This is a genomic window from Paractinoplanes hotanensis, from assembly GCF_023717965.1.
GTDB lineage: Bacteria > Actinomycetota > Actinomycetes > Mycobacteriales > Micromonosporaceae > Actinoplanes > Actinoplanes polyasparticus.
This window is the reverse complement of record NZ_JAMQOL010000059.1, coordinates 59,726-77,617: the sequence shown is the minus strand read 5'-3', so window position 1 is coordinate 77,617 and position 17,892 is coordinate 59,726. Positions and strand designations below refer to the sequence as shown.

General features: G+C 68.4%; 15 protein-coding genes and 1 pseudogene. 5 read left to right on the top strand and 11 right to left on the bottom strand.

All coding sequences use genetic code 11. The features are described 5' to 3' along the window. Nucleotides 1–192 precede the first annotated feature (192 nt). Nucleotides 193–3,072 carry an AfsR/SARP family transcriptional regulator gene (locus tag LXN57_RS38450; protein WP_251803144.1) on the top strand — a complete coding sequence of 960 codons (2,880 nt, stop codon included), beginning with the start codon at nucleotides 193–195 and terminating at the stop codon, nucleotides 3,070–3,072. A gap of 124 nt (nucleotides 3,073–3,196) precedes the next feature. Here the strand turns inward: LXN57_RS38450 and LXN57_RS38445 are convergent, their stop codons facing one another. From LXN57_RS38445 to LXN57_RS48430, 3 genes and pseudogenes are all read right to left on the bottom strand, one after another. Then, nucleotides 3,197–3,793, bottom strand: a complete 597-nt coding sequence (locus tag LXN57_RS38445) for a DUF1345 domain-containing protein (RefSeq protein ID WP_251803143.1) — start codon at nucleotides 3,791–3,793, stop codon at nucleotides 3,197–3,199. Between the two features lie 88 nt (nucleotides 3,794–3,881). Further along, complete coding sequence (locus LXN57_RS38440) at nucleotides 3,882–4,406, bottom strand: sigma-70 family RNA polymerase sigma factor (protein ID WP_251803142.1); 525 nt, start codon at nucleotides 4,404–4,406, stop codon at nucleotides 3,882–3,884. Between the two features lie 45 nt (nucleotides 4,407–4,451). Next, a pseudogene (locus LXN57_RS48430) lies at nucleotides 4,452–4,910 on the bottom strand (GMC family oxidoreductase N-terminal domain-containing protein); the annotation flags it as partial. 86 nt (nucleotides 4,911–4,996) lie between these two features. On the opposite strand from LXN57_RS48430, the gene LXN57_RS38430 reads away from it, so the two are divergent. Next, nucleotides 4,997–5,287, top strand: coding sequence for a hypothetical protein (locus LXN57_RS38430; RefSeq protein WP_251803141.1), 291 nt, complete (start codon nucleotides 4,997–4,999; stop codon nucleotides 5,285–5,287). Between the two features lie 9 nt (nucleotides 5,288–5,296). Here LXN57_RS38430 and LXN57_RS38425 read toward each other — a convergent pair whose 3' ends face one another. After that, nucleotides 5,297–5,527: a hypothetical protein gene (locus tag LXN57_RS38425; protein WP_251803140.1), complete on the bottom strand. Its 231-nt coding sequence runs from the start codon at nucleotides 5,525–5,527 to the stop codon at nucleotides 5,297–5,299. A gap of 253 nt (nucleotides 5,528–5,780) precedes the next feature. On the opposite strand from LXN57_RS38425, the gene LXN57_RS38420 reads away from it, so the two are divergent. The 3 genes from LXN57_RS38420 (at nucleotide 5,781) to LXN57_RS38410 (ending at nucleotide 8,634) form a co-directional block, all read left to right on the top strand. After that, complete coding sequence (locus tag LXN57_RS38420; RefSeq protein ID WP_251803139.1) at nucleotides 5,781–7,034, top strand: cytochrome P450 family protein; 1,254 nt, start codon at nucleotides 5,781–5,783, stop codon at nucleotides 7,032–7,034. Continuing rightward, nucleotides 7,031–7,879: a sulfurtransferase gene (locus LXN57_RS38415; protein WP_251803138.1), complete on the top strand. Its 849-nt coding sequence runs from the start codon at nucleotides 7,031–7,033 to the stop codon at nucleotides 7,877–7,879. Before LXN57_RS38420 ends, LXN57_RS38415 begins: the two co-directional genes overlap by 4 nt. A gap of 176 nt (nucleotides 7,880–8,055) precedes the next feature. After that, nucleotides 8,056–8,634 carry a ferritin-like domain-containing protein gene (locus tag LXN57_RS38410; RefSeq protein WP_251803137.1) on the top strand — a complete coding sequence of 193 codons (579 nt, stop codon included), beginning with the start codon at nucleotides 8,056–8,058 and terminating at the stop codon, nucleotides 8,632–8,634. On the opposite strand, the gene LXN57_RS38405 is transcribed toward LXN57_RS38410, so the two are convergent. The 7 genes from LXN57_RS38405 to LXN57_RS38375 form a co-directional block, all read right to left on the bottom strand. Then, nucleotides 8,585–11,356: an ATP-binding protein gene (locus LXN57_RS38405; RefSeq protein WP_251803136.1), complete on the bottom strand. Its 2,772-nt coding sequence runs from the start codon at nucleotides 11,354–11,356 to the stop codon at nucleotides 8,585–8,587. The genes LXN57_RS38410 and LXN57_RS38405 overlap by 50 nt on opposite strands. Nucleotides 11,357–11,529: 173 nt before the next feature. Continuing rightward, a complete protein-coding gene (locus LXN57_RS38400; RefSeq protein WP_251803135.1) occupies nucleotides 11,530–12,054 on the bottom strand; it encodes a sigma-70 family RNA polymerase sigma factor in 525 nt (174 codons plus the stop codon). Nucleotides 12,055–12,347: 293 nt separating this feature from the next. Further along, nucleotides 12,348–12,656 carry a hypothetical protein gene (locus LXN57_RS38395; RefSeq protein WP_251803134.1) on the bottom strand — a complete coding sequence of 103 codons (309 nt, stop codon included), beginning with the start codon at nucleotides 12,654–12,656 and terminating at the stop codon, nucleotides 12,348–12,350. Nucleotides 12,657–12,668: 12 nt separating this feature from the next. Continuing rightward, nucleotides 12,669–12,878 carry a hypothetical protein gene (locus LXN57_RS38390; RefSeq protein ID WP_251803133.1) on the bottom strand — a complete coding sequence of 70 codons (210 nt, stop codon included), beginning with the start codon at nucleotides 12,876–12,878 and terminating at the stop codon, nucleotides 12,669–12,671. Further along, entirely contained in the window at nucleotides 12,879–15,785 is a 2,907-nt protein-coding gene (locus LXN57_RS38385) for an AfsR/SARP family transcriptional regulator (protein ID WP_251803132.1), read from the bottom strand. Nucleotides 15,786–15,869: 84 nt separating this feature from the next. Beyond that, nucleotides 15,870–16,478 carry a hypothetical protein gene (locus tag LXN57_RS38380; RefSeq protein ID WP_251803131.1) on the bottom strand — a complete coding sequence of 203 codons (609 nt, stop codon included), beginning with the start codon at nucleotides 16,476–16,478 and terminating at the stop codon, nucleotides 15,870–15,872. Between the two features lie 460 nt (nucleotides 16,479–16,938). Continuing rightward, entirely contained in the window at nucleotides 16,939–17,829 is an 891-nt protein-coding gene (locus LXN57_RS38375; protein WP_251803130.1) for an AraC family transcriptional regulator, read from the bottom strand. Between the last annotated feature and the right edge of the window lie 63 nt (nucleotides 17,830–17,892).

The window sequence follows — 17,892 nt, the reverse complement described above, 5'->3', positions numbered from 1 at the left end:
TGCGCACACGTCCGGCACCCCGGACGTGTGCGGAACCGGGCATATCGCCTCAGGGCGCCGTGCCGTGAGCGCCTCCGGTGGCGCGTGGATCGGCGGTGTTGTTGCGCTGGATCAGGCCTGATTGAATGACCATGTTCGCAGGTCAGGCCTACTGAGGGATAGGGATTGGTAGCGGAAGGTAACGAGACTGCGGTGGGGCTGTCGCTTCAGGTGCTGGGCCCGGTCCGCGCGCTTCTCTCCGGCACCGAGGTCGACCTCGGTCCCCGTCAGCAGCGCCTGGTTCTGGCGCTGCTGCTGGCGCGCGCAGGCAAACCCGTCGGGACCGGCGAGTTCATCGAGCTTCTGTGGGATCAGGATCCTCCGGCCAGCGCGATGAACCTGCTTTACCGCTTCGTTGGAGCGATCAGGCGCCTGCTGGAACCGTCGCTGCCACCTGGTGCACAGAGCACGCTGTTGGTCGGCGACGCCGCGGGCTATCGGCTGGGGGTTGACGGTCAGAGCCTGGACCTGGTCGCCTTCCGGGACCTGGTGGAGCAAGCTCGGACTGAGGAGTCCGCGGGTCGTCCTCGCCCGGCTCTCTCCTGTCTTGTCGATGCTCTGAGTCTTTGGCGTGGACCTTGTGCGGGTGCACCTGAGCTTTTGCAGCGAGCACATCCGACCTTCGTCGCGGTGGATCACGAGTGTGCCGACGCAGCCCGCCGGGCCGGTGAGCTCGCGGTGCGGTGCGGCGAGGCGCGCGTTGTGCTGCCTGTTGTGCGGGCTTTCGCAGCGCAACACCCGCTTGATGAGGCACTTCAGGCGCAGCTGATGCTGATGTTGAGCGCGGACGGCAAGCAGGCCGAGGCCATCGCCCAGTACGGGCAGACCGTCACTCGCCTGCGGGAGGATCTCGGTGCGAGCCCGGGCGCCGCATTGTGCCGGGCACACGAGAAGGTGCTGCGCGGGACGGAACCTGATCCGGGGCACGAGCCGCCGCGGTCGTTTCCGGACGAGCCTCCGCACAGGTACGCGCCGGCTTCGACGACGACTCCGAAACAGCTTCCGTTGGATCTTCCCGTCTTCAGTGGCCGGCAAGACGTCCTGCGCCGCGTGCTGAGCCTGGTGCGGGCGCACGTCATGACTCAGGCGGCCATGCCGATTCTGGCTATTGACGGCATTCCCGGGATCGGCAAGACGACACTCGCGATCCACGCTGCGCATCAGTTGGTCGACTCGTACCCGGACGGCCAGTTGTATGTCGATCTCCAGGGCTTTCACCCGCACGGTAACGTGCGGGAACCGGAGGACGTGCTGCAGGGATTCCTCAATGCCCTCAATATTCCGGACGCCCAGATCCCCGATGGTTCACACGCGCGGTCAGGATTGTTTCGCAGCGTCCTGGCCGGCCGCCGGGTGATGGTCGTTCTTGACAACGCCCGTGACCTGGAGCAGGTGCGGCCCCTGCTTCCTGGCACACCCGGCTGTCTGGTGATCGTGACCAGCCGGAACCCCTTGGGTGGGCTGGCCGTCGCGTACGGCGCGCACATGAACACCCTCGACGCGCTCTCACCGGACGAGGCTCAGGAGTTCATCGTGACGCGCGTCGGCGCCGCGGCGGAGTCGGCCGACAAGGATGCCCTGAACGACATCGTGCAGCGATGCGGCGGGCTTCCGCTGGCCCTGGCCGTGGTAGCCGCTCGCGCCTCGGCCGGCTCTGGTCCCCAATTGGCCGGCATAGCTCGAGAGTTACGCGACGCCGAAGGCCGGCTGGACGCCTTCTCCGGCTCTGACATGGACAACGCGCTGCGCGCAATCTTCTCGTTGTCCTACCGGATGCTCAGTGAGCCGGCAGCTCAGATGTTCCGCTTGATATCAGTACATCCAGGCCCTGATCTGACCCTGCCTGCCCTCGCCAGCCTCATCGGACTTCCACGGGCGCAGGGCCGGGCCCTGCTCGGTGAGCTGGTGCGTACCCGCCTGATGACCGAGCAGACACTCGGCCGTTACCAGGCACACGATCTGGTCAAGGCGTACGCCCACGAGCTGAGCACCGAAGGTGATTCCGACGCGGTTCGCCGCGAGGCGCTTGATCGTCTGTTCCACCACTATCGGCTGAGCGCGAACCAGGCGACTGCGATCCTCGAACCGCATCGCAGCCCGAAGCTCTTCCGGGCTCGCGAAGGGGTGATCGGGCTTCAATCCATGCAGACCGCTGATGCGGTGAGGTGGCTCGATGCGGAGCGGCACGTCCTGACACCAGTCCTCCGGCAGACCTTGAAGGACCCCGCGGTCCTTCAGGAGACCATCAACGACGGCCATACCTTCCTCGCTTGGCCGACGGCATCATCGGTCTTGCTCTTCTATCAGATGCAACGGTACTGGGTCGATCTGGTCGCGGTGATGACGAAGTGTCTCGACGTCGTTGTCGCAACGGGAAACATCAGCGGTCAGATACGCATGCGCCGAGGGCTTGCCGGTGCCCTGAATGTTCGCGGTGAACACGTGCGTGCGCTGCAACATCTCGACGATGCGCTGCGGTTGTCCATCGAGTTGAACGACGTTAGCCAGCAGGCGTCGTGTCACGGGAACAGGGGAGAGGTAAAAGCGGCTCAAGGCGATCATCGGACCGCCCTCGAGTATTACGAACAAGCCATCCGGACGTTCGAGGCGGCAGGCGACGAGGACTCCTGCGCCTACCTTCGTCGATGCTCCGCCACCAGCCTGGCGTGGATCGGCGAATACCAGCGATGCGCCGAGATGGTGGCGGCAGTTTTGCCCGCTCGGGAAGCGGCCGGGGATGTGGTGGGTGTCGGTGAGTGCTACGAGATCCTGGCCTTCTCCCTCGGCGAGCAAGGCGACTCGGAGGCAGCATTGGCGTCCTGGCAGCGGGCACTGAACCTGTACCGCGAGGTGAACCTCTGGACGCTCACAACGAGATGCTTGATCGGCATCGGTGACATAGCGTGGTTTCAGCGTGACTCGGCGGCTGCCCGGCGTTCCTGGAATGAGGCGGGCGCGATGCTCCAGGGCTCGGACCTCTCCTTGCTGCGGCAGGTGCAGGAACGCCTGAACCGGCGTCCGGATCCGTTGTAGGTTGCTGTGGCGCCCCGATGCTCGGCCGGTGACGGTGAGCGCAGGGGCGCCTAGCGCCGGAGTCCTCGTGTACCCGCCGATTAGGGCCGATCGCGGACCTGACCGGCACGTGGGAGGTAGCCGCTCAGCCGGTGATCACGCTGACCGCGATACCGATGGTTGCGGTGTTGTAGATGAAGGACAGAATGGAGTGAGACAGGATCTGCAGACGGATCGCGGAGGTCTGCGTCTCCACATCGGACACCGAGAAGGTGGTACCGAGGGTGAAGGAGAAGTAGGCGAACTCCACGAAGGTCGGGGTGTCCGTGTTCGGGAACTGCAGAGGTCGTTCCGCGGCGTTGTAGAAGGTGGCGGCGTAGCGTTCGGCGTAGCCGAAGTGCAGGATCGCCCAGGCCAGCAGCACGGCAGGGATGCCGATGGCGGCGTTGATGAACTTGTCCTCGTCGCTTTCGGCCAGGGTGATCGAGAGACCGGCGGTGATGCCGATGAAGCTGGTGACGATGGTGAAGATCAGGCCGAGGCGGCCGCTCAGACCGCGAGTGAGCCACTCCATGCGCCCCTTGTGGCTGCGACGCAGGCGCGAAACGCGGATCGCCACGTAGACGATCGCCAGCAAGGTCCAGAGCAGGATGTAGGGGATGGCGTCGTCCGCGGTGAGGATGGGAAAGGCGATCAGGATGAGGAGCGCTTCGATGAAGCGTGAGATGATCAAGCTGGTCATGGCTGATATAACGGCCCACACAGTGATCGCTTCAAATGCCTCCGCTTAGCTGCCGTCGTGGTGTTTTTCACTCGCGTCGGCTGCCGCATTATCCCTCGATCACCGCGACACGCAGGGCTCGCTGTGCGTAGTGAACTCGGGAACGCACCGTGCCGACCGGGATGCCGAGGTCGGCGGCCACCTCGTCGACCGTACGATTGCGAAAAAAGATCTCGTGCAGCACCTGGCGGTGAGCCGCGCTGAGATCATCTACCGCCTGACGTAGCGCTTGATTCGCGACCGCAATGCCGCTGGTCTCGTCACCGGTCGCGCCGAGTTTCGGGTTCGCCTCGGCGGCGACCTCGCATGGTCGGGCCTGACTGCGGCGAACCTCGTCGATGACCAACCGCCGCGCGACGGTGAACAGCCAGCGGCGGCTACGCCCGTCACTGCCCGGGGGCAGCGCATCGAGGTTGTGCCAGGCCCGGATCATGGTTTCCTGTACCAGATCCTCGGCATTCTGGCGGTTGCCGGCGGTCAGCGCCTTGACGAACCGGGTGAGTGGACCGCCGTGTTCGGCGAAGAGCTCGCGAATGCGCGTTTCGACGTCGGTCTCGGATGCCGTGCAGGTCACGAAGATGTCCTATCGTTCGGGCGATGCGTCGGACGAGAAACGACGCTAGGAAAGCCCGCTTACTTCGTGGTGACGTTCCGCTGACGTGCTACGGCGCACGTCATCAATGAGGGAACGGGTGACCGGACCGCAGGCCGGAGATGTTCTGGCGGCGACCGCTGAAGGCTTCCGCATTTCTTGCGTCGAACAGGGTGGGGTCTCGAACCCTGTCGTGTTGACGGCGAGCTGCGCCGGTCTTTCCGCGGCGAACAGGGTGACCTCACGAACGTACTCGACGCCGATGGCGCGAGTGCCGTCGAAGAGGACGCGGGTGGTGTGCGCTCCCATGCGGACGACAAGGTTCTTGCGACGTCGCGCCGCCTTGAGATAGCCGTCCACCGCGCTGAACCGCGCGCCCCTTCGCTGGGTGACCATGGTCTGGCTCGCACCGTCGTGGCGCGGCCCATTCGCGACGACGGTCTCGATGCCGATCTCCGCGGCGGCACGCAGATAGGTCCCGCACCTTGCCTCTCGGCCAGTAGATCGTCCGGTTGCTCAGTTCCGGTTGCGGCACCGTGGTGTAGTTCCAGTCGACCGACGTACGGAAGAGCTTGGAGAACGCGGGCTGGTATGTGGAGGTTCATGCCCGAGTCGCGTTGTCCGGCCTCGAGGAGCAGCACGCGGTGTCCTCCGCAGCCCTTCTTGGGGCCGTTCTGGTGCAGATCCTCGCGGACGGCGTCGAGCAGGGTCCTGTGGTGGTCCACGGTCAGTCGGTGGGTGGTGCTGTTCACGCGCAACGAGATATCGCTTCTGATCGCGTTGGTCATCGCTTCCCTCTCGCCTTCGGCGGGGCGAACAAGATCTGTTACGGAATCAATTCGATCAGCCGACAGAGGGAATGATGTTGACGATCAATCGCGAAGGGTCGTCTGATCCTGCTCGTCAGCGCCAGGGGGTGCAGGCCTGCGTTCCGGGCCCCATTCGCGTTCGACGATCGCATCGAAGCCCGCCCGCATCGCCGCATCGTTCAGGTCGGCGGTGACGGGCAGATGCGCTGCGTCGTGGTGGAGGGTCCCGGTCGCGTGGAAGGCTTCTCCCACCGACGCGAGCCCCTGCAGCAGATAGCCGATCCAGCGGTTCATGCCGTCATTCACTTCCTCACGCGTGCGGTGCCCGACAGCCGCCCGCCGTCGAGTTCTCCGGAAACGTACGGGTGGCGTGTGACGAAATTGGTAGCTCGTTGTGCATCGACAGACGGCGATGTCGTTCACCGGCCTCGGCGGCACGGTCGGCCGGGATCCGCATGCCCGCGAACCCGGCAGTGACCCGGCCGGTTGAAGAATCCGCAGGCAGGTCCGTTAGTCGGGGTGATACCAACCCGTTCTGGAGGCTCTCATGACCAGCACCGATCGGCAGTACTTACCCGGCGCGGGCGAACAGGTCCCGCAGACGTTCGCCCGGTTCCGTACGCTCGGCCCGGTGATCCCGGTGGAGCTCCCCGGCGGCGTCGCAGCGTGGGCGGCCACCACCTATGGAGCCGTCCGTGAGGTGCTCGATGCTGACAAGACGGCGTTCGGCAAACACGTCTCGCACTGGGCGGCCTACCGCGAGGGCCGCGTTCCCGCCGACTGGTTGCTGATGCCCCTGGTGCAGGGCGAGCACATGCTGATGCAGGACGGCGACAGCCATCTGCGTCTGCGCCGGCTGGTGGGCAAGGCGTTCACCCCGGCACGGGTACGCGCCCTGCACCCGTTCGTCACGGAGCTGGTCGACGGCCTGCTGGACCGGCTCGCTGACGGTGACGGCACCGCCGACCTGGTCCCGTCTTTCACCGAGCAGTTGCCGACCGCGGTGATCTGCGAATTGTTCGGCGTTCCGGACGCCGACCGGGCCCCCATCCGGAACTGGACCCAGGCGCTGTTCGCACACACCAGCACGCCCGAGGTCACCCAGGCCGCCGCGGTCGGCCTGATGGGTTACCTGCACGAGCTGATCGCGACCAAGCGGCTTACCGGTGGCGAGGATCTGACCGCCGCGCTGGTGCGGGCCCACGACGAGGACGACCAGCTCACCGAGCAGGAACTGCTTGACTCGCTGTGGCTCCTGCTGATCGCCGGCCACGAGACATCCGTGCACATGCTGGGTCACGCCATCGTCAACCTGCTGACCAACCCGGCGGAACGCGAGACGGTCGCGGCCGAGGACCGCTGGGAAGCCGCCATCGAGGAGACACTGCGGCTGAACCCGCCGGTGGCCGGCTCGCTCTTCCGCTACGCACTCGCCGACATCGACGTCGCCGGCGTGACCATCCCCGCCGGCGATCCGGTGTTGCTCTGCATCGGTGGCGCAGCGACCGACCCGGTCCGCTACGGCGCCGACGCCGACGAGTTCTCCGTCGCCCGTGCGCAGCAGGGACACCTGGCGTTCGGGCACGGCCCGCACTTCTGCATCGGCGCTCCGCTGGCCCGTCTGGAGGGCGAGGTCGCGCTGTCCCGGCTCTTCCGCAGGTTCCCCGATCTGAAGTTGTCCACCTCGGCGGACGCCGTGCCGTACTCGCCGTCGTTCCTCACCTACGGTCCGCTAGCCATCCCGGTCCAGCTCGGCACACCGGGTTCCGGCACCACACTGATGAAGGAGACACATCGATGAGCCGTGATTCTGCGCTCGTTTCTGCCGACTGGGCTGAGAAGAACCTGGACACTCCGGGTGTGGTCTTCGTCGAGGTCGACGAGGACACCTCCGCCTATGACGGTGGGCACATCCCGGGCGCGATCAAGATCGATTGGAAGTCGGATCTGCAGGACCCGGTCCGGCGGGACTTCATCAACCAGGAGCAGTTCTCGCAGTTGTTGTCCGAGCGGGGCATCAGCAACGACGACACGGTGATCCTGTACGGGGGGAACAACAACTGGTTCGCGGCGTACGCGTACTGGTATTTCAAGCTGTACGGCCACGGTGATGTGAAGCTGCTCGACGGTGGGCGTAAGAAGTGGGAGCTGGACGCGCGGGCGTACACCACGGATGTGCCGCAGCGGGCGAGGACCGGTTACACGGCGTCCGCGCCGGATCTGTCCATCCGGGCTTTCCGTGACGAGGTGGTGCAGGCGATCGGGGCGCAGAACCTGGTCGATGTGCGTAGCCCGGACGAGTTCGCCGGTCGGCTCCTCGCGCCGGCGCATCTGCCGCAGGAGCAGGCTCAGCGGGCGGGGCACATCCCGACGGCGATCAATGTGCCGTGGAGCAAGGGTGCGAACGAGGACGGCACGTTCAAGTCCGACGAGGAGTTGGCGGAGCTGTACTCCGAGGCGGGTCTGGACAACGGCAAGGACACCATCGCGTACTGCCGTATCGGTGAGCGTTCCTCGCACACCTGGTTCATCCTCAAGGAGCTGCTGGGCAAGGACAACGTCAAGAACTACGACGGTTCGTGGACCGAGTACGGCTCGCTGATCGGTGTGCCCGTCGTGCTCGGCGACGAGCCCGGGAAGGCCTGACCCCTTGGCGCCCCGGCCCGGCGTGGAGGTTCGCGACGAGATACCGATCGCATCGTTCATCGCACCTCACGCACCGGGTCCGGGGCGCTCTCGACTGGGGCTGGAACAGCGGGCGGGACGGCGATTGAGTCATCTGACCGATGTGCCACCGTGGCGGGTGTCCGACGATGGCAGGCGTGACAGGTCCCCCAGGGCGCGGCCGCGGTGCCCCGCTGCACCGGCGCGAGGCCCATGACCGAGCCCTCCTCGACCTGGAGGACGGCGCGGTGACGCCGTCGAACCAGGCCGAACTGGTCAAGCTGGCCGAGCTGATGAACGTCTTGCTGGCCGGGCTGGTGGTGTCGTCGTTGCAGTTCGAGCAGCACGCTCATCTGGTGCGCGGGGCGTCGGCGCGGCCACTGGCCGGCTTCCTGCAGGACTGCGCCGCCCGGGACCGTGCCGGTGCCTGGTCGGTCGCGGAGCGGGTGCATCAGCTCGGCTTCCGGTCCGACTACGATCCGCAGCACCTGACGGCCCGCTCGCACGTGCCCTTCCGGACGTTCGAGGAATGTGACCTCCTGGCCGTCGTGACGCAGAACCTGGTGGGTGTCCGGGTCCTGGTGCAGACCCTGCAGGAGGCGGTGCGGTGGCTGGGCGACGCCGACCCCACCACCCGGCGGCTGCTCGAGCGGCTGCTGGAGGACAAGGAGTGGCAGGCGGACACGCTCAGCGCGGAGCGGACCGGTGTGCCTCGGGCGACGACAGCGCGTCCCTGAGCCCGGCGCGCGAGGTCACCCCGAGCTTCGGGAAGATCCGGTACAGGTGGGAGCCGACCGTACGATGCGACAGGAAGAGACGCGCGGCGATCTGCTTGTTGCTCAGGCCGACCGCCGCCAGCTCGGCGATCTGCATCTCCTGAGCGGTGAGGCCGGCCGGGCCCTGCGGGGCCGGGTCGGTGAGGCGGTGCCCGGTGGCCCGCAGCTCGCCGTCGATCCGGGCCAGCCACGGTCCGGCGGCCATGGCGGCGAATCCGTCCCGGGCCTCCAGCAGGTGCCGGCTCGCCTCGGAGGTCGATCCGGTACGCCGCAGCTTCTCGCCGAGCGCGAGCCGGACCCGGGCGGTGTCGTACTGCCATTTTTCCATCGTGGGATCGCTCAGCACCTGCGTCACCCGGGAGGTGGCCGCCACGTCGTCGCCGGCGACGAGCATGTCGACGCCGGCCTGGATCAAGGTCATCCGGGGCGACAGCCCGGCCAGGTCCGCCGCCCGCATCGCCCGGGCGTGCGCCTGGGCCTCCACCGTGCGCCCGATCCGGGTCGCCGCCTCGACCAGATCGAATATCACCCAGGTGCAATGCGGCGCGTAGGCGGCGAGGGCACCGGGCGGGCTCATCGCCGCGGCGTGCCGGAACGCCTCGTCGAACCGGCCCTGTCCCAGGGCGGCCAGGGCGCGCGGGTGCTGGGCGAAGAGGGCCGCCGCGGTCACGCCACGGGGACGGGCCCAGTGGGTGATCTCGTCGGCCAATGCGTAGGCCTCGTCGAAGCGGCCGCGGCCGGCGGCGACGATGGCGAGGTTGTAGTGGAAGTACCAGGCGAAGAAGGGAAAACCGGCGGTTTCGCAGATGTGCTGACCCTCGCGGGCGAGCTCCTCGGCCTCGTCCCACCGGCCGACCAGGAAGCTGTCGAGGCACAGGTGCATCAGGGCGCCGAGGTGCCGGCGTGGTGGCCCGCCGTCGCGTCCCTGGCGGACGACCCGCCAGGACGGCTCGCGAATGTCGGCGAGCCGGTCCAGGTAGACCGACGCGGTGCCGAGGCGCACGATGCGCGTGGGGTCCGTCTCACCCGGAAGCCGGCTGAGCAGCGCCTCGGCCTCGGGGAGGGCGGCTGCGGCCGTCCGTACCGGATCGGGAAAGGTCTTGCTGGCCAGCGACAGCACGTCGAGGGGTTCCGGTTGCATGCGGCTCAGCGCGCGGTGGAACGGCTCCCAGTACTCCGGGGTGCCGCCGTACCAGCTCAGCAGCAGCAGGGTCTGCATCGCCTCGATCAGGGCGGAATCGTCGGCGCGGTAGCCGTGGTCGCCGGTCTCGATGGCTCCGGTCAGCAGGCGGTGCGCGGTGTCGACGTCGCCGTCACCGTTGAGCATCAGGAAGGCGGCGGCGCTGGCCGCATGCAGGGACCCCGCGGAGTCCAGGGTCGCCTGCCGCGCGGTGGTCAGCAGGGTCGCGGCGTCGGCGGAACTGCCACCGGCCTCGGCGCCGATGTACGCGGCCTCGGCGAGACGCCGGGCCCGGTCGTGGTTCGTGGTGCTCAGCTCGGCGGCGCGGGTGAGAGCGGCGGTGGCGGCGAACGAGTCGCCGCGCAGCATCACCCGGTGTGCGGCCTCTTCCAGCAGTTCCGCCACGGACTCGTCGGGGCCGGTCGCGGCCGCCGACAGATGCCAGGCCCGCCGCTCGGGCCGGCCGCGCAGGGCGGCGGCCAGGGTGAGGTGGGCGGCGCAGCGTTCGTCATGTGTGGACATCGCCACGATCGCGGATCTGATCAGTGGGTGGCGGAAGGCGATGCGGCTGGTGCTGTCGTCGATGCGGACCAGTTGCGCGCGTTCGGCGGGCGCGAGGTCGGCGAGCCCCGGCGCGTTGTCGTCGGCGGCTCGCAGGTGCTGCAGGTCGCCGGTGCCCTCGAAGGTGGCGAGCAGGAGGATCTGCCGCGTGGCCTCCGGCAGGTCGCTGATCCGGGAGGCGAACATCGCCTGGAGGCGGTCACCCAGCGGCACCACGTCGGTCTGCGGCATCGGGCTCTGCGCGGCGCCGAGCAGCGTCGGGGGCAGTTCCATGAGGGCGAGCGGGTTGCCCTGGGCGAGGTCGAACAGTCGTCGGCGGGTCCGATCGGGCATGGCCGGGAAGTGCGTGGTGACCAGTTCCGCCGCAGCCTCGTGATCGAGGGGCTCGACGGTCATCTCGGAGAGCCCTCGCCGGTCGAGGAAGTTGCCGGTCCCGGTCCGTGCCGACGCCAGCAGACCGGCGCGGCAGCCGTCGAGACGCCGGGCGATGAAGCCGATCACCACCGAGCTGGCACGGTCGATCCAGTGCAGATCGTCGATCACCAGCAGCACCGGCTGATCAGCGCTGACCGACCGGATCAGCAGCAGGGTCGCGTTGCAGATCAGCAGTGCGTCCGGCGTGGTGCCGGCGTCGAATCCCAGGGCGACGGCCAGCGCCTCCCGTGGACCGGGCGGCAGCCGATCGAGCTGGTCGTGGACCGGCAGGAGCAACTGGTTGAGGGTCGAGTAGCTGACATCGGCCTCGAACTCCGAGCCGGACCCGTGCAGCACCCGCATGCCGGATCGCTGGGCCAGCTGGGAGGTCGCGTTGACCAAGGCGGACTTGCCGACGCCCGGGTCGCCCCAGATCAGCCGTACCTGACCGTTCTGCCGTACGCCGTCGAGGAATGCGGACAACCGGCTGAGCTCGGCACGGCGTCCGAACAGGTCTGAGGTGGCCAAACTGGGCTCCGCAACGAGGTACTGGTCGGCAAGGCTGCCCGCACCTTAGCGGCCGATTTTTGGACCTTGCAATGGCTGTTGTGCCGTCCCGGCCCAGATGGGCAGGATCAGGCAAGACAACGCCAAGATCGAGCATGAGCCGGGTCACCGCTGCCGCGATCAGAGGCTGCCGCTCAGCCCTCGGAGACCGCGGCGCGGATCGTCCTCAGCGCGTAGTGGATCCGCGAGCGCACCGTCCCGACCGGGATGTTCAGGTCGGCCGCCACGGCCTCGACGCTCCGATCACGGAAGTAGACCTCGTACAGCGCTTGGCGATGGGTGTTGCTGAGCCGGCCGACCGCCTGGCGCAGCGCGTCGTTGGCGATCGCCTTGTCGGCGGTCTCGTCGCCGAGCACGGCGTACTCCAGGTCGGGGTTCGCGGTGACCTCGACCGGCCGGACCTGGCGCCGGCGCGCCTCATCGATGACCAGGCGGCGGGCGACGGTGAACAACCAGCGGCGGTTTCTGCCGTCCTCCTGCGGAGGCAGCGAGTCGAGATTGCGCCAGGCCCGCACCATGGTCTCCTGCAGGACGTCCTCGGCGGCCTGCCGATTGATCGGGGTGAGCCTCTGGACGAACCGCGCGAGTGGCGCGCCGTGCTCGGCGAGCAGCTCACGGATGCGGTTGTCGGCGTCGGTCTCGGTGGCCGTACAGGTCACAGGATGTTCCTATCGCTCGGGCGGCGCGTATGTCGCAGACGACGCTAGGAACACGCTCTGACGTGTTGGTGACGTCGCACCGAGGATCACTGACTCGCTTGTGACCTGCGACGTCACTATCACCAGCCGCTGTCGGCGGTGTCACTGTGCGTATCGGGATGCGTCGGGCCGCCGGCCGAGAGGACAGTCGTTCCTTCCTCCGGAGAGACGTGCGCGGGCGACCGTCCTTCACCGCCCGCGCTGTCGGATTTCATCGAGCCGGTGGCGCGTTGCCCCGGCGCTGAGCGATCCGGTCAGGGCCGGGGCTCGGCGCCGGCACCCGCGAGCCGCCGCGTCAACGATGCGGCGTCTTTGTCGAAGCCCAGTTCGATGTACGTCTGCCGGGCATCCCGCCAGGCCTGGATCGCTTCCGGCAGCCGTCCCGCTCGCACGTACCGCTCGCCCAGCGCCCTGGTGCAGTGGCTGATGGCGGAGGTGTTCCGTCCTTGGAAGTCCTTCGCGCCGGCGACCACCCGGTGCATGCGGGCGAGACCCGCACCGTCATCGCGGCGCCGGGCGGTGTGCAATGCGGCCGCGGCCGTTGCTTCCCAGGCGCGGAACATACCGCAGCGCTGTTAGAACGGGACCATGCTCTCCACGAGTTGCCAGGTCGCGAAACCGACGACCGGCGGATCGGCGACGACCGTCTCCAGCGTGTTCCGCTCGGTGGCGAACCAGCGCATCGCGCCGGCCACGCCGTCGATCGGCTCGGGTGTGACGCCGTCGAGCGGGGCCGGGGGTTCGCGGTGCAGGCCACTGCCGGGTGTCACTTCCCGGTCAGCCATTCACTCCCTCCGATTGTCCCTCCACCGGTCCGGCAGTGCGGCCTGCGGATCGTCACGCATCGACTGGAGCCGCTTCTCGGCGTCCCTCAGCATGACGAGATCCGAGCCCTGCAGCAGGGTTCGCGCCTCGCCCCAGAACCGGCGGGCACTCGCGACGTCACGCTGCTCCCACGCTGTGTCGCCGATGCCGAGCCAGCATCGCGCCGCGCGGATCAGCAGGCCCGCCCCGAGATACACATCCAGGGCCTGGCGCCAATGCGTGATCGACGCGTCGAGGTCTCCGCGCTGATGGGCGGACGCAGCGAGAATCTCGTGGCACTCACCGCTCCCGACCGTGTCGTCATGCGCCGCGAACGTCGGCGCCGCGCGGGCGAGGAGTGCGGCACACCTTTCGTGGTTGCCGAGAGCCACCTCGCTCGCGGCCATGTAACACAGAAGGTGGGCGCAGGAGAGGTCGTCGTCGTCGGACTCGAAGATGGCGAAGGCCCGTTCGTAGTGGCCGACAGCCGCACGGTAGTCGCCTTGAGACGCCTTGACCTCGCCGCGGTTCTCCTCGCAGGCGGCCGCATGGTGGCGGTCACCCAGCTCGATCGCCAGTCGCATCGCCTCGTCCAGGTGCCGCAGCGCCTGGGTGTAATCCCCGCGCGCGCTCAGCGCCCCCGCCAGCCCTCGGCGGATGCGGAGCTCTCCGAGCTTGTCGCCGGCGGCGACGACGGCGTCGAGGCAGACCGTCATCGTGGCGGTCCACTCGTCCCAGCCTCCCCGCATCTGATAGAAGGGAAGCAGGGCCGCCGCCGCCTGCCACGCCAGCGCGGTGTGCCCGGTGTCGATCGCCCACTTGATGACGATCCTCAGGGCGTGATGTTCGGCGTCGAACCACTGCACCGCTGCGCCGGCGTCGGGCGCTTCCGTGACGGTCACCCGGCCGGGATTCACCGCGGTCGTCGAGGACCGATAGGAGATGATCATGGAGCCGGCCGCCTCGGCGCTCAGCACGTAGTGGTGGAACAGGCGTTGCACGGCGTCCTGGCGGATCTGCTCGTCGTCACACTCCAGGCTCAATTCTTGGGAGTACGCCCGGATGAGATCGTGTGCTCCGTACCGGTCGAGGCCCTTTCCGCTGATCAGGCGGGTACGGATCAGCTCGGCGAGCAGAAGCCGGCTCTCCGGCAGGGTGAGGCCGGCGAGGCTCGCCACGGCAGCCACGGTCATGTCCACGGCGGGCAGCAGCCAGAGCAGCCGAAACAGGTGAGCGGCCGGTTCGCTGAGCATCTGGTAGGACCACGAGAAGATCGTCCGCAGGCCGTTGTCCATGTCGTCGCCGCGGAAGCCGTCCAGGCGGCCTTGAGCGTCACTCAGCTCGTGGGCGATGTCGGACAGTCGACGACCGGTGGCATCCGCCGCCCGCGCGGCCACGATGGCGAGCGCCAGGGGAAGCCCCGCGCAGCGTTCCACGATCTCGTCCAGCGCGTCGCGATCGCCGGGCTCGGCGCCCCGGCCGGTACGGGACAGGAGGAACTGCCGCGCATCGTCCCGGGTCAGCGGCTGCAGGGTGACCATGTGCGCCCCGTAGGCGGTGGCCAGGCCACTGAGCCGGTTCCGGCTGGTTACCAGCACCAGGCAACCCGCTGAACCGGGAAGAAGGTGCCGCACCTGGTCCACGTCCCTGGCGTTGTCCAGGACGATCAACATCCGGCGGGTGGCCAGCACACTGCGGAACAGCGCCGCGCGCGCGTGCAGCGCGGCCGGAATGCCGGCGTCCTGGACGTGCAGGGCGCCCAGGAAGCTGTGCAGGACGTCGGCCGGGTCGAGCATCTCCCCGCGCGGGTGAAAGCCCTGCAGATCGACGTAGAGCTGCCCATCGGCGTACGCATCGGCAAGCTGATGGCCCGCGTGGATCGCCAGGGTGGTCTTCCCGATGCCGGGCAGACCGTCGACGACCACAATGGACGTGGACGTCCCGCTCATGGTGTCGCCGTTCACGACGCCGATGATGCGGCGCACGACGTCATCGCGTCCGCTGAAGGCGGGCAGATCCGGCGGCAGCTGTGCCGGGGCTTGGGGGCCACGCCGGGCCGGGTCGTCCTCCGGTGCGGTCCGGCGGCCCTGCGGCGTCTCCCCGGTGCCGGCCCCGACGCCGCCGCGGAGGACGACCTGGTGCGCTTGGCGCAGCTCGAGGCTGGGATCGGCGCCTAGTTCCTCCATCAGCCGAGCCGACAGGCGTTGATACAGCTTCGTTGCCTCTGCCTGCCGGCCCTCCGAGCTCAACATCAGCATGACCTGAGCCTGCAGTGCCTCGTCCAGCGGGTGCATGGTGGCGATCGTCTGCACGATGCCGAGCACGGAGCGAACCCTGCCACTCTCCAGCGCCGACTCGGCCGATCGCCGCGCCACCTCCGCGCACTCGCGGTCGACCGCCATGAACGCCGGATGATCCCGGTTCAACAGCTCGGGCGCTCCGGCACACGGCCCGCGCCAGAGTTGTAGTGCCTCGACCAGCAATGCCAGCGCCTGCTCCGGTACGTCCGCCGTCCGGCTCCGCCGCACCAGGTCGCGGAACCTGATCAGGTCGAGGCTGTTCGCGTCGGCGGCCAGCCGGTAGCCGGCAGCGCCACCGAAGAGCCAGTCGCCTGGCGAACGGAGCGGGAGGGACGGCTGCAGCAGGCGGCGGATGGCTCCCACATGGCGGTGGACGACGTTGACCGCGCTCGCCGGCGGGTCGTGATCCCACAGCAGCTCGACCAACTCGGCGACGGAAGTCGATTCGCCGGCCCGTGTCGCCAGGATCGCGAGCACCAGACGCTGTTGCCGGGTCCGGGGGTCGACGTCCTGACCGGCAACACGCACGCGCACCGGGCCCAAGACCTGGATCCACAGGTCGGCTACGCCGGGTCTGTCTTCTGCCACCGGTCCACTCCTCAGTTCCCTACCTCTTGAGCCAGACACGGTCAGGGCCACTACGCGTACGCATGGCACGCCGTCGACCGCGCGTCATCCCGGGCGCATGTCCTTGCCGCTTTCCGGGTGCGGACGGGCCGGCACGCTGCCCAGCCCGGCACGGAAGACCCGAACGAACCGGCTCAACTCGGCTGTCATGTCGAGGGCGGCCGGCCGGCCGAAGGAAGCCGGCGAGGACTGCTCGGCGTAGCGAGCCCGGACCGCCGGCGGCGGGTTGGCCGCCTGCCACAGCCCGGCCGCGATCAGCGCGGTCGCCCCCACCAGCTCGAGACATGACTGCCGGTCGAGGTCCGGGAGCAGCCGGTGGATCGCCTCCGCCACGACGTCGGTCGACCGGACGGCCGCGGCCTTCGACCGGCGAAGGGCGTGCGGCGAGACGTTGCGCTCCAACGTCAGCGAGGCGTGGGTGAGCAGCTGACAGAGGAGCGGCCGCTCGGCGAGGGACCGGGCGAGCACGCCGGCCATCTCGTCGGCACCGGTCACCGTCGCCAGCCGGGCGACGGCTGCGTCGGCCCAGTCCAGCCACTCGGCCTCGGCCAGCCGCAGGAAGATCTCCGCACGGGTGCCGAAGTACTTGAGCTGCTTCTGCTCGGGCCGCCGGGCCCGCAGGAATGCGGCGCTCTTCCCTGCGCCGGCGCTCACCCGTGCGCCCTGTTCGCCCATGAAATGACCTGAGGATAAGAAGAAACCGTTCTCGTGGCGGAAGTGGTCTGGTGAGGTGTGAAGGCCGATGGTGGCTGGCCGCTCGATCGTCCGGCCTAGGCGTCGGGGCGGACCCGCCACCGGTCGCCCGGCTGGGCCGGAGATCGACGACGCTACGCCACCGTCGCCGGTCCGAGTTGCTCATAAGTACCGAATTCCCACACGATCCTCCGAGGCCTGCCCGCTCCGGACACGCGGCGTCAGCAGCGCGCCTTCTCCGAGCATGCCGAAACCTCGAGCCGGCGTTCGCCTGTCAATACGTACGGCGTCGCTCCCGCTTCAACGGAGCACTCGAATTTTGAACGCGCCGTGAACGCTCGGGGTGTACGTACGTCATGCGGGGTCGGCTACGCCGGTGGGACACGATGACCGGGGCGTTCTCCGCGGTGACCGGAGGGCATCAACCCTCGGCGGACGCGCCGACCCGGGTCAGGTGCTCGCGGGGGGAGACGCCGAACTGGCGGCGGTACTCCCGGCTGAACTGGGAGGGACTGTCGTACCCGACCCGCCGGCTGATGCCGGCGATGTCGCCGGCATCGGCGGCGAGCTGCAGGCGCGCCTGGTGGAGGCGGATCTGTTTCTGGAACTGGATCGGGCTCATCGCGGTGACCGCCTGAAAATTGCGGTGGAAGGCGGAGACGCTCAGCCCCGCCTGCTGGGCGATCTCGTCGATCCGGAAGCGTTCGGCATAGTTGTCCCGGATCCACCGGACCGCACCGGCGATCTTGCTGAAACCGCTGTCCGGCAGGCCGAGCTGGCGCACGATCGCCGCCTGGTCGCCGGTGATCAGGCGCCAGACGATCTCGCGCAGGATCAGCGGTGCGAGCGCCGGGATGTCGCCGGGCCGGTCGAGCAGCCGGAGCAGCCGAAGGATGGCGTCGAGCAGTTCGTCGGACGCCGTGCTCATGGCGATCCCCGACGCCGGGGAACTCTCGTCGGCCGGCGGTTGACCGTTGGGGTGCAGCAGCCAGAGCATCTCGGCGACGATCGCCGAGTCCAGGGTGAGGCCGACGCCGAGCCCTGGCTGATCGGGGCTGGCGCGGGTGAAGTAGCTGGTGACCGGCAGATCGACCGAAGTCAGCAGATACTGCCCGGGACCGTAGTCGTAGACCCGGTCACCGACCGAGCACCGTTTGATGCCCTGACCGACCAGAGCGAACACCTTGTCGTACACCGTCGGCCGTGGCGGGTACGGCTTGTCGGCCCGGAAGATCAGGACGCCGTCGATCGCGGTCCGCAGGTCCGGCCGGGCGTGGCGGCTCAGCAGATCTCGGATCTCAGGCAGGGACATCCGGCCATTGAAGCATCCCGGCTGATCACCGCACAACGACACCGGTGGCCGGCGAAAATCCGG

What these genes read in the sequence shown, in the direction of transcription:
- LXN57_RS38445 (WP_251803143.1), bottom strand. Translation starts at nt 3,793, where the DNA reads ATGACCAGCTTGATCATCTCACGCTTCATCGAAGCGCTCCTCATCCTG.
- LXN57_RS38425 (WP_251803140.1), bottom strand. Translation starts at nt 5,527, where the DNA reads ATGAACCGCTGGATCGGCTATCTGCTGCAGGGGCTCGCGTCGGTGGGA.
- LXN57_RS38420 (WP_251803139.1), top strand. Translation starts at nt 5,781, where the DNA reads ATGACCAGCACCGATCGGCAGTACTTACCCGGCGCGGGCGAACAGGTC.
- LXN57_RS38415 (WP_251803138.1), top strand. Translation starts at nt 7,031, where the DNA reads ATGAGCCGTGATTCTGCGCTCGTTTCTGCCGACTGGGCTGAGAAGAAC.
- LXN57_RS38395 (WP_251803134.1), bottom strand. Translation starts at nt 12,656, where the DNA reads ATGTTCCGCGCCTGGGAAGCAACGGCCGCGGCCGCATTGCACACCGCC.
- LXN57_RS38390 (WP_251803133.1), bottom strand. Translation starts at nt 12,878, where the DNA reads ATGGCTGACCGGGAAGTGACACCCGGCAGTGGCCTGCACCGCGAACCC.
- LXN57_RS38375 (WP_251803130.1), bottom strand. Translation starts at nt 17,829, where the DNA reads ATGTCCCTGCCTGAGATCCGAGATCTGCTGAGCCGCCACGCCCGGCCG.